A 14,159-nucleotide genomic window follows, 5' to 3' on the forward strand; every position below is an offset into this window, starting at 1 on the left:
GAGTTCATCGCGGCGGGTCACTTTGACGTCCTGGGACAGGTCGCCGCCGGCGATGCGCTCGACCACTGCCAGCGTGTCGCGCAGCGGGCGGGTGATCTGACGGGTGATGATGACGGCGGCAATGATCCCGACCAGCAACGCCAGCAAGGTGCTGATCAGTTGCAGAGTGCGGGCTTGTGCGCTTTCGGCGTCACGACGGTCGAGCTGGATCTGATACAGCTGCTCGCTGAGGGTCACGATGGCGGCGCCCTGATCGGTCATTTCCTTGCGCGCCTGCACAGCATCGTTGCTCGCGGCCTTATAGGCCTGCAAAGCGCTGCGGTAATTGCTCAATGCCGTTTCCAGCTGACGCAACTCGTCCAGCATAGTGTCGGCGAATTGCACATTGAGTTGTTTCAGGCTGGCGATGGCCGCATCCAGTTGGCCGACGGCTTTCTGCTCGGTCTCGGCGTTGGTGGTCGCGGTATAGCCGCGCACTTCGTAGCGGGCCAGCATGAACGCTTCCTTGGCGGCGGTGATGGCCTGGAATTGTTCGAAGCGCTGATCGCTCAACGGCATTTGTTGTACGCGGGTACTGATGGCGTTGATCAGCGAATTCGCGTTTTCCGCGTTGGCGCCCATGGCGTCCCGCGCGCTGTTGCCGGAACGGTAGGCGCTGCGCATTTTGTTCAGGGACGTTTTGTACGCGTCAATTTGCGTACCTTGCTCTTTGAGCAACTTGAGGTTTTCCGGGCTCTTGAACTTCACCAGCAGCGCTTGTTGCTGAGCGGCAAACGCATCCAGGGTGGTCTGGACGTTCTGCGCAGTGGTTTCATCGCCGTTGGTCAGCATGTATTGCAAGCGAACCACACGCAGTTTGGTCAGGCCGGCATTGAGCTGGGTGATGTCGCTCATCCAGTTGCTGCGGTCAATCAGGCTGCCCAGGCTCGTCCAGCCGGTCAGGGCGAGGACGCAGGTCAGTGCCAGGACCAGGCCAAACCCCAGGCCCAGTTTCATGTTCACGCTGATGTTGCCGAACCAGCTATTCATCAAATTCCTCCAGGAACGTTGCGCTTTTGGTCGTCGGTTGGCTGGAAGATTGTTGTTTTTGGTAGCCAAGGGTGTGTAGCAGGTCTGTATCGGCAGCAATCGCGAGAGCTGAAAGGATTTTGTCAGACGGTTCTGTAACAAAAGTTTTTGCAGGGGGCTTAAGCTTTTTTTCACATGGGTTTCACCGGCTGCCGACGCGAGCCTCTCTACCCTCGCGGCATCGAATGTAAGTGATGCATGCCGGTGAGGCGGCCTGATGTGGAATTGAGACTGAGTCTGTTCGGGGTCAAACGCTCGATTGATCTGAGCCGTTTGACCCGCTATCGAAACACCGCAGTGGTACTCGCCTCGGCGCTGTTGGTGATCCCGTTGACCGTCTGGCTATTGCGGCCTGCCGCCGTTCCGGACCTGGCCCATGGCAATGTCTCGGGCGCCCGGGCGTTGTTATCCGGTTGGGCCAAGGGCGACATGATTGTGCTGGTGCGCCATGTCGAGCGCTGCGATCACTCGACGGCCGCGTGTCTGACGGGCAATGACGGCATCACGGATCGTTCGCGCAGCGTCGCCGTGAGTGTCGGTGCGCAATTCGAAAGGCTCGGCCTGGGCGAGGCTGACATTTACAACAGCCCGATGATGCGGACCACACAGACGGCCTCCTACATGTTCAACAAGGTGAGTACCCATGAGGAGTGGTTGATCAATTGCAAGGGCACTATGTTGCGTGACGCGCTGGCGCACAAAGTGCCAGGGCGTAATCTGATTTTGGTGACCCACAGTGAATGCATGGCGCAGATCGAAAAAGGCCTCAAGCTGCCGACGGCCTCACTTGGCTATGGCGCCTCTTTGTTTATCTCCGCCGAATCGCTACAGGCGCCGCGAATGCTTGGTTTTATCGAAGCTTCCGACTGGCGCTCGGTGACCAGCCAATGAGTAATCCCATGCGTTTTTACTACTCCAACTTCGGTATTCCACTGGCCTGCGCAGCCGTCGTTTTTCTGATGTTCGACATGACCAAGATCGACATCGCGTTCAGTAATCTTTTTTTTGATCCGCTGACCCAGACCTTCCCGCTCGACCAGGTTCACTTCTTTGAAAAGCTCACCCATAAATGGGCGCGCATCATTCCGAACTGGACTGCTGAAATTGCCTTGATCGGCGCGATGCTGTCGTTTGTCTGGCCGCTGATCAACCCGCAAAAGCGACCGCGTCTTGGCCGATTCCTGGAGCGGAGCAAAGTCGCTCCGGTGCTGAAGTTTACCTATGACCATCGTCGGGATTTTCTGTTCGTGGTGTTCGCGTTTGCCATTTGCACCGGGGTGATCCATTTCCTCAAGGCGCACACCAGCGTGTATTGCCCAATTGAAACGACCCTGTATGGCGGGAAAATTGCCCACATGGAGTGGTACGAAAACTTCCAATTGTTCAGGGAAGCCGGTGAGGGGCGCTGCTGGCCGGGCGGGCATGCTTCGGGCGGTTTCACCATGCTGGCGTTGTACTTCGTGGCGCGCCGCTATCGCTGGCGCTATTCGAAAGCGCTGATGTACGGCTCGCTGCTGCTCGGTTTTGTCTATGGCACGACGCGGGTCCTGCAAGGCTGGCACTACATGTCCCACACGTTCTGGGCCGGGATCTTCGTGTGGCTGGCGTGTTTGCTGACGGCGTTGGCGTTTTATGGGCGAGCGCGGCTGGATGTGCCGGTGGATCAGATGACATCACTGTCGGCTGGCCGTCCGTCATCGCGAGCAGGCTCGCTCCCGCAAGGGAACGCGGTCCAGTGTGGGAGCGAGCCTGCTCGCGATTAACGATGACGCGGTATGCCTGCCTACTCCTGCGGATCAACGTTATCCAGTGCCTGGTTCACTGCCAGCTCCGCCAGCATGATGATCTGCGCAATGGCCAGCGCGGTGTTGCGCTGTGAACCGTCGAGGTAGGTGGCTAAATCGCTGGTCATGACGCTGGCGGATGCCAATGACTCGCAGGCATGGGCTAGGAGGTTTTCAGTGCCGATGTCGGGGAGAATCGTGAAAAAGGGGCTGGGGCGATAGGGTTTGTTGGTGGGGGGATCGGGGATTAATTTATCCACTAGAAGGTTCCTTTCGTAGTCGGAGCCATCAACTCCCGATCTCACTCGGCGAAGAGGCGGCAGCTATGTGCGGAGTGAGATCACCGGCAAAAGGAACCCGGCCAGACCAAAGTCTGCCCGCACACAGCCGCCATAAAGTATTGCGGACAGCGAATAGCTGGCGGCAATTATGGGGGGACTGGCGCTCGTTTCCAATTGCTGAGCCGGGGATCTCACACCCGATCACTGAGTTTTCAGTGACAAGCAAAGACTAAAGAGCCCGCTTCCGAGCAACAACCTTAAAAATCTGTGGGCGTTTTCTTCGTTTTTGGTAGGAGATGTCCTGCAATGACGACGACATTTTTATCGACAGTGAAGCCGCCATCGCGAGCAGGCTCGCTCCTACAGGCGACTGCGGTCGTACGCGTAATCCGTGAGCAAAGTCATCAAGCGGATGGCGTACGGCTACCGGGACAGCGAATTCTTTTTCATGAAGACCAAGAGCGTCTTTCCCGGTAATCCGTGAAGAACCAAAAAAAAGCCCGCGGGAGGGCGGGCAAACCGTAGTTTCTTGAATGAGCGAGCGCAATGTACCGGTTGCCGGGGCGCGATGGGGTGAAGAAAAATTCATCTGCGCCGCGGCAAAGTCGGGGCTTACGGCAAATGATCGGCCGCAAAGTCCGCCTCCGACCGTGCCCGCAAACGCCCCTTGCGACAGGCTTGCTGGAAGCGTTCGAAGTCTTGGTCATTCTGTTCGGTATAGGATTTTGCATACTTGAACAGCGCATCGGCCAGCGCATCGCTTTTGCCGATATAACCGCTGATCTGCGCGGCGTGCCCGGACGATTTGGCGTGGGCACGGGCGAGGGCGCGGCCGCAGATTCGACCGTAGGCGGCAAAGGCTTCGGCGTCGAAGGTTTCCAGTTCGGCTGAGATTTTCATGTCGCGCAACTGGCGCACGTAAAAATGGCGACCGTTGGGGCCGGTGGTCCAGCCGAGGAACAGATCACTGGCGGACTGCATCAGCCGTTGGCCATCGACCACGCGCTGACCGTTATGGCGCACGCGAGACTTGGCCTTCACGTAATCGGCGAGCACCGACCGCCGTGCTTCCTTGAATTGCAGGAACAACGGGAACTCTTGCTCGTCTGTCAGCAGCGCCACCAGGCAACGCGTGCCGACACTGCCGACACCGACCACTTTGAACGCCAGGTCCTGAACATTGAAGCGCGACAGCAGCCCGCGCCGGTCGGCTTGCAGGGTCGTCCGATATTCATTCATGAACGTCTCGTAGAGCGGTCGCCAGTCCGCGAGCCGCAACCAGTCATCGTCGGCATCCAGCAGCGTGGTGTTTTTGTGCAGATGGAAAATTTCCGGCAGATCATCGCGAATGATCAGACGGCCTGCGGCGTCACGTTCACTGATTTTCGGCAACAATTCGGCATGGGTGCGGCGTTCGGCTTTGGCGATGGCGCGCTCCACGTGCTCCAGCGTGGCTTTACTCGCCTGTTGCCGCAGATCGTCATAACTGATGGACTCGTACCAAGTCTCCAACGCACTTTGCTCCGCGCACTCGAGCATCGTTTGCTGATACGCGGCGACCACTTCGCGGCAGACGTTTTCTTCCACGGTTTCGCCGTGGCGCAGGTCACGGGCGGCCACCATGAAACTCGCCACCAGACGTTTGACATCCCACTCCCAGGGGCCGGGATGGGCCTCATCGAAGTCATTGACGCTGAACAGCAGGTTGCGTTCCGGCGTGGCGAAACCACCGAAGTTCATCAAGTGACTGTCACCACAGATCGTCGACACCAGACCCATGTTCGCCGTGCCGGCCAGGTCGTGAGCCTGCAACAGCGCGTTGCCGCGATAAAAGGTGAACGGCGACACCAGCATGCGACCGTAGCGTAACTCGACCAGAGAGTTGACCCGGCCCTCGCTGGAGCGCTTGATCAGTGGCAGCGGGTCACGATTGGTTTTTCCGGTGGCCGCCTGAGCACTGCGAGGGCAGTTTTTTCGAGCGTCCTTGCCTTGCTTCAAGCGGTCTTTGAGGGTGGTCATGGCAACTCTGCGTTGTGGGCTTGTGCGGATTGAGTGTAGGAGGGCCATGAAACTTCGTTCATAGAAAAAAACGCAGAAAGCGTATGAATCGTGGCCTCACGCAAGCGAAACTCGCCGAACTTGCCCGATTGACGCGGCGCAAAGTCATTGCTGTGGAGAAGGGCGCTCTTTCGGTGAGCATGCTTGCTTACTGAAGGGCGGTAATTCGCCTTGGCCGAGGCTTCTTTGGTTACGGGGTCACGCTGTCGTTGCTGGTGTGCGTTGTTGGGGCTGCAACGACTGTCCACGGCGCTGGAAGAACGTTGATGTAGTCTCGTTGGCGATTCTACCGGCACAAAAAAAGGCACTGGGAAAACCACCAGGAGCCTTTTTCTGAGCCAGGACATTACGTCGACCGAGAGTGGTGGGAGCTCAACAAAAAACACGACCAGTATGAGTAGACGTCCGGATCGTGGTACTGTTTTAACAGCCGGCTGATACCGAAATATTTTAGAAAAACAATAGGTAGAGCGCAGGGCTTTATTGTAAAGTATCGTCTAATTTAATAGTTGTTAAAAAAATAACAGTGGTCGCACTGCAGCAAAGGATGTCGTCATGCTGGTTGTCTTTGTGGAAGAAATGGTGGAAGTTTGTGATTGATTTTAAAGTTAAGCCAGTCATGAATTCGAAGTGCCTGATTTTAGCCGGCTCTTTCGCTCTGGTCACTTGTTTTGTATTGTTGCTTTGTTCATTGTTGTTTCCGATATGGGAAACAAATGATGATGTTGCAATGTCGATGATCGCTCATGGTTACGGCATAGCATCCAGTGGTTCTCCACCGACCCTTATGTTTTCAAACGTTTTGTGGGGGTACTTTGTACGATTTATTCCGGAAGTTAATGGTGTATTAGGTTATTCCATTGCTACCATGGGGACTTTGGTTGTAGTTGGGGCGTTTATTGTTAATGGGTTGTTCCGGCTTGGCGTGAGTTACTTGGGTTGTTTGTCTGTCTTGATACTTTTGCTTGCGCGCCCAACACTTTTTCCTCAATTCACCATTAACTCTGGTTTTTTGATGGTGGCCGCCTTTGTCTGCTGGCATTTGTATGAGAGGGAACGTGATTTTCGAATGTTGGTGTACGGCTGTGTTCTAGCCTTTTTTAGCTATATGATTAGAAGTCATGAATTTTTGCTGGTGCTTCTCGTTGCATGGCCGCTACTTCGCTGGAAAAAAATACTTTTACTAAAACAGGCGAAAATTTCTTTTGTTGTTCTCGCTTTGGCGGTGGCAGTAGCAGCCTTCATCGACCACCGAGCCTATCAGGGCGACGAATGGGGAGCATTCAGTGAGCTTAACCCAGCGCGCGCCCCTTTTACGGATTTTGGTGCTGCAGAAAACCTTAAGCAGCGGCAGGATATTCTATCGCACCATGGTTACAGTTCTAATGATGTAAGCCTGATAGAGAACTGGTTTTTTGTGGATTCAGTTGTTGCAAAGCCGCAAGTATTACAGGCAATGCTGGACGAGTTGGGCTCCGTGCCGACTCAGGACATTGCACTGGGTAACGGTTGGCTAGGAATCCAGGTCTTGTGGCATCCTGTGCTCTTGGTTTCTGTATTGGCTGCGTTATCGTTGCTATTAATCAGGCCAAGTTGGCGATTGGCGGTAAGTTGGGGTTTGTGTGTTTCTGCGATGTTTGCATTTGGGTTGTTGGGGCGCCCTGGGATCTTGCGGGTATATGTTCCACTTGTCGGCTTGCTGTTAATTGCTCCGTTTTTTACTGTGATGGCTTCGGGGTGGCGCAAGAAGTTGAGTGTCGCTATCCCGCTTGTGGCTGCGTTGATTACGGTGGTAAATTTATATCCGGAAGTTGAAGGCTCAAAAAATAGAATAGTAGCAGCCAGTGAGTCTTTTCACGACTTCCCTGATTATCCAATAGTTGTATGGGGTGTTGGCGTACCCTTTGAAGCTATTTATCCTGTAATGGGCGCTGCAACGACGGCGATGCAGTATCAGTTTTACGGTCTGGGCGTTTCTACGCTTGCGCCTTTTTCAGTCGCTTTTTCAGAGGCGGCAGGAGGCCGAGGGATGGTTGATAAACTTCTGGATAAGACTGGAGTGCCCGTGATATCCAGTGAAAAGATGCTTGAGTATCTTGATGTTTATTGCGGTGAGCATCATGGCGGTGTTTTGAAATATTTAAGCGCACAACAGTTCGGTCCTTATGTGCTGAATAGGGTCCGATGCGAAATCCTGAAGTAGTCGTGGGTCATGTACTCATCAAATCGTTTGCTATGGCGCACCGCGTATGTAGGTGTGGCGTTTTAGGTGGTTGGCCGAATTGAATGGAGAGCGCCCAGGTAAAAAGCCGTAAAAATTCAATTTTCCGAGGATTTACGGCTTTCTTTATTTTCAGCGACAACGCGTGATCAAGGCGTTGCTATAGCCAACCATTGTGACTGATGGCGATTTGGGGGGTAGATGTTGCAGCGAATGCGCGATCCTGAAGAGACGCTGCTCCTTTCGTCAGGCTGCCTGGCGACTGATCAACGAGCGAAGCCCAACCATGCGGACACAAAAAAGGCACTTGCGATAATCGCCAAGTGCCTTTTTTGTCTAGCTTGTTTGGTGGGCCGGGGTCATTTGAACCTGAATGAAAAACTCCTGTAATCATTTGGTTCGAACGACCTAAATAATTACGGGGATACATCAGGGGATACAGCACGCTGACGGTTAGCTTAATCTGAGGCGTTTTCAGTTGCCCATCTGCAGGCTTTTCTCAATTGCACGCCCTTGTCGTATCAGCGACAAATTTATGGTTCCTCCCTTCTTTGCAGATGCCATCCGGGTGAACGCCTCTTGATTGGAAACCCTTTCCCCATCCATCGCTATGATCATATCTCCGGTTAGGACATCCGCTCTGTAAGCGGGGCTGTCATCGACGATTGTTGTAATCACCACGCCCTGGTTCGTTTCTAGTTGCTGACGCTCAAGGTCGTTCAAATTACGAACGAATGCGCCGATTCGAAATCGACCTTTTACAAAGTAAATTGCGCCGTAATCAGAGCGATTAACTGTGACGGGGATGTACGTCGTGCGGCTCCCGTAGGTCGTGGTTGTGGCATTGCCATAGGCAGATACCGGACCCCCTGGCCCATACGCGGTGGCATTCGCGGAGGTGTAAGAAGTGTTGGTTGTTGGTGTCGTGATTGGCACGCTTGAGGTAACCGATCCCGTGTATTGCGGTAGAAATACTAGAACCAAGTCAGCTCCAACTGCCTGTCCCTGTTCTATAGCGTCATCATCGGAGACGCTTTCACCACTGTTGAAACTGGATTCGCCGATAATCAAATAACCACGCTTTGCATAACCTGCCAGGAGCTGATCTGTGTTTCCAAATGCTGATCGCTCAACAGCGGGTGTCTGCGGCGCGGCTGATGCGCGAGTAGACGCAATGGCTTCCGGGGTTGCACCAGGAGAGGGGGTATAGAATTTTTTGTAGCCACTGGCGCACCCTGCGATGCTGAGTGATGCGCTGATCGCCACCAGTACATGCATGAACTTCTTTCTCATACTTCCCTTCCCTTGGCCTGAAAGCGTTGCATTATTTGCAAGAGAGTATGGCGTAACGCCGCTACAAGACCTAGATCTACAGACGAGCCTTTTGTCAGTGAGTGTTGAGAAAAGGGTCGATGTGAAGAGCGTCGGTTGAAACTGCGGTCGCATCAGAAGGTCGGCGGGGACCCTGAGGTTTTCCTATTAACACGGGGTCGGAAACCCGCGGGATTTTGTTAGCGATAGCCCCCCACCTTACTGAAATTTCAACGTTGAAATTGAAAGGATCATGATGAAAAAGGGGCATCGTTACCGTGTAGGTAAAGATGCCCCTTTGTGTTGCTGATAACGCACGCATGGGGATCGTAAACCGTGTCAACTTCGTCAACCTGTCAACCAACCTCAAAAAATCAGCCGCTAACACGATCGCGCGGGTTTCCGACCCCGTACCAATCGCGATTGCCCAGGGTCCCCGACCAACTCCAGAGCTATAGGGCAGATGCACAGGTGAACCGCAGTTCACCAAGTTCACCTGTTCACTAAGCTGGGCACCTTTCTGCTAACAAGATCGGGCGGGTTACTCGCCCCGTGTCGAGGGGTATTCCTCAGGGGCCCCGGCGCAGTCTGGGTGCCTGTTAACCTGAGTTAACTGTTAACCGATTTTTTTCTCCGGTCAGACGCCTGAGCTCGCGGGTTTCCGACCCCGTACCTACCGAACACCCCTAGGGTCCTAGACTATGTCGGTGCTCCGGTCTCATTTTTTTGGCAGACGGCACCTCCTCAGCGTTTCCTGGCTTACAGCGAGAGCGTACGAATTCCACCACGCCAGTATGTTTTCGCTGGCGGTGCTATCACTTATGGGGTGTGGGGGCTCGAGAAGACGTGTTACGGGTGTTGCAGGTGTTGCAAAATAACGCAACTTATTGAATTTATTAAGCTTTATTGATATAGCACACTGTTCGGCTTTCAGATGCGATTGGTGTTACAAGCCAAATGGGTGTTGCATCAGCGTTTTCAATTTTGGGTAACCCGTAGGCCGCGGACGTCCCAAAAGCAGACGCTCAGGTAAAGCTCGTTGATGACCGGAGCAGCCAGTCAAGCGCGCTGCCACATCGGTGGCGATTCAATTTTCGATGAGCTAAAGCATCGTTTGATCAAAACCTATGCAAGTAATACTCTGCGACCGAAGCCTAGAAAAGTGTACTTGCGCTTGCCATTGAAAGAATAACTAATTTGTCCAAAAGGAGAGAGGGATGGACGGTAGCAGGGTGCATTATGATGCTGTGCGGCGAGCGTTGGAAAACGGAAATGCTGCGATAATGGTTGGAGCTGGGTTCAGTAGGAACGCTGAGAATGGCGACCAGCTGGCTACATGGTATGAAGTAGCTAAAGAATTATGGCGAGAACTTAATCCGGATAAAGGTGAACTGAAAGAGTTTTCCACAAGCATGGTCGCTCAGTTGGGTGAGCAATATGCAAGGGTGTTTTCTAAGCCTGCTCTTGAGGATCTGTTAAAGCGTCTTATACCGGATGATAGAGTGAGTCCAGGAGTCCTGCATAAAAAGCTTTTAACACTCCAGTGGTCTGAAGTATTTACAACTAATTATGACACCTTGCTTGAGCGTGCTTCGGAAAATATTGTAGATCACGCCCACTATGTAGTTGCCTGTAGAGAAGATATCCCTCAATCGAAAATGTTGAACCGCCGGAGAATTGTCAAGCTTCATGGTTCATTTCCATCACAACGTCCTTTTATATTTACCGAAGAAGATTATCGCCGCTATCCCGATCAATCTGCTCCATTTGTTAATTTAGTACGTCAATCCATATTAGAAAATATTTTTTGCCTGATCGGATTTTCAGGTGATGATCCGAATTTTTTACATTGGATTGGGTGGGTAAGGGATGTGCTCGATCAGCACGCTTTACCTATTTATCTTTTTTTGGGAAGCGCTCCAACCCTCGGACAGCAGAGACTGCTAGAAGCGCGTCGCGTTACTCCTGTGGTACTTCCTATGATGGAAGGGGTGGAAGAGTCAGATTACGCAGCCCGATACGGTGAACTTCTTCGGATATTAAAAGAGCCACTTAATGCGGATCAAAAATCTTGGGGAGAATTCACAAATAATCTGACGCAGCCTACCGGTGTTTCAATAACAAATGACGAAAAGATGGACTATGTGCTGCGCAGTTATTTGAGTCTCCAAAAAGCAAGGAGTAGTTATCCTGCGTGGTTTGTTGCACCAAGAGATGTCAGGCGGAAATTTTCCTCAAGTGTCTCGCGTATTTCTAGGTATCTCTATTCTAAGGAGCTCCAGGATCATATAGTTAAAATTATTCCGCATGTTGGTGTGGCTATAATGGCGGATTATGCGTGGCATAACGAAGTGCTGTTACAGTGTTTTGATGATGGATTGGCTGAGTTTTCCATCAAGCTTTTATCAGAGACTGAAGACGCGGCCTATCAAGAAGCAGTCTCAGAACATAAGGATCTAAGCGAATTTTCAGTAAGTTCGCAATCTTCCTTTAATGAGAGATGGAAAGAGGTCGCTCTGAGTCTGGTGCGCTGGGCCAGACAGGAATTAAGACAGGAGGAATATGAAAGTCTGTGTAAAAAACTTTTATCTAAATTTCCTGGTGATTTACATTTGCAGGATGAGCTAATTTATGAAGACGTGCTATTGGCTTTGTATAAAGGAGATCGTGATGTAGCACAGAATATTCTTATGAGCTGGGAGGTTAGATCTCCAGATGGATATATGTATGTTCGTAAAGGAATGTTGCTTGGTGAAGTTGGCGATGTGTCAGTAGGGCTAACCACTAGCCTGATGGGCCTAAAGAAAATAAGAAAAAATCAGCGGTCCAGAACGAGTTCAGTGCACTATCTTTCTCAGGAAGCATGGGCATGTTTAACCGTCGGCTATTTGCAGAAAACCTTAACGTGGTCCCGGAGCTTCCGGGCGAAAGGACGCGAACTCGAGTTTGAAATTAACCCTGATGAGTTGAATCAGCGTTTGGCAGATTTAGCGGCCATTGATCATGATGTTGTTCAAGAGCTTCAGTATCTGATGGCCGATCTGAACGCGGAGACCCCATCACCGTCGCAGCCTATTAGTCGCACCCCATTATTTGAGCTGGGTAATTACTCAACGACTAGGCATATCGGAAGGCCCAGTACATTTGATAGGAAGATTGATGCCGCTTTTGCTTGGCTTACGCTAAGTGATCGTGTTTCCCTTGTTCCTCGTGTGGGCGATACTACTTTCGATATAGGTTCGTTTGGCCAAGCAGCATGGTGGGTACAGTACGTAGACTCGATGGAGCGAGTACTAAGTGTAATGATCCGAACCTTGAACAAAAAAATGCTTGAGCCAAGATCGGATAATAAACTTATGCATTCTGCGGGATGGCTGTCTCGGTACCAAGTCGCCAGGGTTAAAGAGGATCTTGCGAAGTCGATTTGTCAGCGATCTTTAAGTTTGGTTGAGCGTTTTTTTGAAAATGCACATGATGATGAGGATGAGCTGACCCGAGTTGCAGTATTTCATCTTGAGTTGGTCGGGCGGCTAATTATTCGGTTGGCTGACTCGGAGTTGGTTTACTTGTTTGGGGAACGAATTGTAGCGCTACATCACAGCAAGGTTGTCGGTCGACACAGTGAAGTTTGGAAAAGCTTAGCAGTATGTATGGCTAGATGCTTCGAAAATTTGGATTTGATTGATAGGGGAAGGCTGGCGAGGTCTATTGCGACGATTCCTTCTGTGATTCATGATGAATCGATAAGGAGTGTTTATCGGAACAGTTGGGTAATGTTCCATAACATTAAAAAGCGTTCGGATGATCTAAAGGTTGATAACGTTTCAGTAGAAGTCAGAAGAGATGTCGATGAGCTGATTTTGGTTTTGAAAGATGTGCTTGGGAATAGTGCTGGTCCGCATTCAAGTATGACTGGTGTATGGCAGCGTCTGTTTTGGTTGAGAGATTGGGGCTTTATAAACGAGTCGCAGATTCAAGAAGTCAGTGCGCTTTTAAGCATTCAGGCAGGTTGGCCGATTATACCGGGGCACCATTTTTTTGCGCCTTTGTTATGGGTTTCTAACTTAAAGAAAGCAGGAGACCTTTCCTTCAGGAAATGGTTGCTTAAACAGAAAGTTAAACCTTTTAGAGTTACTTCAGAAGACGAGAAAATTAAGTCGGACGGCCGCTTTTCTTGGCAGCTAGATGTGGATGATCTTTTTTTTGTAAATGTGTCAGTTTCGATGGAAAGATCAAAGTGGCCCCGGCGCGATTTTGTAAAATGTCTTCTTGTCGTAAAGGAGTGGTGGGATGATGAATGGTCATTGATTACGAAAAATATTGAGAGGGTCAACGAACTTATAGGAATGACGGTTGGGCGTCTTGTCGGTTTGGATGTAATCGTGGCTAGGTTTATCGATGACCATGGGTATGAATCTTTTATTAAATCTGAGGTTTTTTCTTGGGTCTCCACTGTGCGAGCAGAATCGTCAACAGTTGGCGCTGAATTTCTACACACTAGAATTGCTACGGGTTTTAGTCAGTTAAAAAGTGACGATTTGAAAGACGTGGAAAAGGAGTTAGTAGCAGGTCTACTTTGCGCTGATGTGTCTCGTGCCAATAGAGCAATAGCGGTGATTTGGTACTGGATTAAACATCCTGAGTCCTCAAAGCTTTCCCCGCCTGTGGCACTGGTGACAACTATTGTTGCTATTGTTTCAACTCGTCGTATGCCTGTACTTTCTAGGGTGATGGATTTAATGGCGGAGTTGGTGGTGCGTCACCCGCGTTGGCTTTGTGATAGCTCATACACCATGCTCGCTAATGGTTTAAATATGATGCTCGGGGAACTCAGATATGAGAGCCGACCAGATGGCACAGGAATACCTGACGAGATTGTTCCCGAGTTGCGACTTGGATGCATAAGGCTTGCTAAGGCTTTAAAGGCCACTAGCTATGATGAAATAAAAGCTGTCGTTGGTTTGTGGGTGGGTCAAGCTTGTTCTGATCCTCTACCTGAGCTTAGATATTTTAATGAATAAATAAATTTGTGAAAATTGGAGTCTATTTCAGCCTCCATCTTTCATGGGTTTTTATAATTAATACCTACCTGGATTGACATGAGTAGTATTAGTGAGAGTAGATGAGTGAAATGGTGATAAAAATTTACCGTCAATGCGTCGTAGGATCTGTTTTTCAGGTGTCTACTTGATCAGGGAGCTTACCGGATGAGTATGCCCAGGCTAAAAACTCGACTTGAGATGGCTCATGCAGTGAATTTGTTGCGTTTGCATCAGGTCAAGATTCGATTCAGCCACTGGCGCCTGCGTCATGGGTTGAAGCTTGCAATATTATTGCTGATGACCGCAGTGCTTTTTACTGTGTTCTCGATGCCGGTTCTACAGCAATTGGCGGGAGGTTATTTCAGTAGTCAAGAACGCTTGGCCGCGCTCAGTG

Annotated in this window: 7 protein-coding genes and 2 pseudogenes; 5 read left to right on the top strand and 4 right to left on the bottom strand. The window is 51.0% G+C overall.

Annotated features, from left to right (window positions below):
- Positions 1-15: 15 nt before the first annotated feature.
- A pseudogene (locus IB245_RS29365) lies at positions 16-1,029 on the bottom strand (methyl-accepting chemotaxis protein); the annotation flags it as partial.
- A 258-nt stretch (positions 1,030-1,287) separates the two neighbouring features.
- Between IB245_RS29365 and IB245_RS11970 the strand changes: the two are divergent.
- Together IB245_RS11970 and IB245_RS11975 are read left to right on the top strand one after the other, a co-directional pair.
- Positions 1,288-1,959 (top strand): histidine phosphatase family protein, encoded by a 672-nt coding sequence (locus tag IB245_RS11970; RefSeq protein WP_192227669.1) that lies wholly within the window; start codon positions 1,288-1,290, stop codon positions 1,957-1,959.
- Between the two features lie 8 nt (positions 1,960-1,967).
- Complete coding sequence (locus tag IB245_RS11975; protein WP_192227670.1) at positions 1,968-2,831, top strand: phosphatase PAP2 family protein; 864 nt, start codon at positions 1,968-1,970, stop codon at positions 2,829-2,831.
- Positions 2,832-2,851: 20 nt separating this feature from the next.
- On the opposite strand, the gene IB245_RS11980 is transcribed toward IB245_RS11975, so the two are convergent.
- Entirely contained in the window at positions 2,852-3,112 is a 261-nt protein-coding gene (locus IB245_RS11980) for a DUF6124 family protein (RefSeq protein WP_192227671.1), read from the bottom strand.
- A 633-nt stretch (positions 3,113-3,745) separates the two neighbouring features.
- The gene (locus IB245_RS11985; RefSeq protein ID WP_192227672.1) at positions 3,746-5,152 is read right to left on the bottom strand and encodes a DUF2252 domain-containing protein; all 1,407 of its coding nucleotides are present in this window, start codon (positions 5,150-5,152) and stop codon (positions 3,746-3,748) included.
- 83 nt (positions 5,153-5,235) lie between these two features.
- Between IB245_RS11985 and IB245_RS29070 the strand changes: the two are divergent.
- A pseudogene (locus tag IB245_RS29070) lies at positions 5,236-5,343 on the top strand (transcriptional regulator); the annotation flags it as partial.
- Between the two features lie 440 nt (positions 5,344-5,783).
- Positions 5,784-7,394 (top strand): hypothetical protein, encoded by a 1,611-nt coding sequence (locus tag IB245_RS11990; RefSeq protein WP_192227673.1) that lies wholly within the window; start codon positions 5,784-5,786, stop codon positions 7,392-7,394.
- A 492-nt stretch (positions 7,395-7,886) separates the two neighbouring features.
- On the opposite strand, the gene IB245_RS11995 is transcribed toward IB245_RS11990, so the two are convergent.
- On the bottom strand, positions 7,887-8,705 hold the full coding sequence (locus IB245_RS11995) for a PDZ domain-containing protein (RefSeq protein WP_192227674.1): 819 nt from the start codon (positions 8,703-8,705) through the stop codon (positions 7,887-7,889).
- 1,235 nt (positions 8,706-9,940) lie between these two features.
- Between IB245_RS11995 and IB245_RS12000 the strand changes: the two genes are divergently transcribed.
- The gene (locus tag IB245_RS12000) at positions 9,941-13,744 is read left to right on the top strand and encodes an SIR2 family NAD-dependent protein deacylase (protein ID WP_192227675.1); all 3,804 of its coding nucleotides are present in this window, start codon (positions 9,941-9,943) and stop codon (positions 13,742-13,744) included.
- Positions 13,745-14,159 lie beyond the last annotated feature (415 nt).

Origin of the sequence: Pseudomonas sp. PDM02, assembly GCF_014852285.1 — a bacterium.
Taxonomy (GTDB): domain Bacteria; phylum Pseudomonadota; class Gammaproteobacteria; order Pseudomonadales; family Pseudomonadaceae; genus Aquipseudomonas; species Aquipseudomonas migulae.

Coding starts and splice junctions, on each gene's coding strand:
- IB245_RS11975 (WP_192227670.1), top strand. CDS start 1,968: ATGCGTTTTTACTACTCCAACTTCGGTATTCCACTGGCCTGCGCAGCC.
- IB245_RS11985 (WP_192227672.1), bottom strand. CDS start 5,152: ATGACCACCCTCAAAGACCGCTTGAAGCAAGGCAAGGACGCTCGAAAA.
- IB245_RS11995 (WP_192227674.1), bottom strand. CDS start 8,705: ATGAGAAAGAAGTTCATGCATGTACTGGTGGCGATCAGCGCATCACTC.
- IB245_RS12000 (WP_192227675.1), top strand. CDS start 9,941: ATGGACGGTAGCAGGGTGCATTATGATGCTGTGCGGCGAGCGTTGGAA.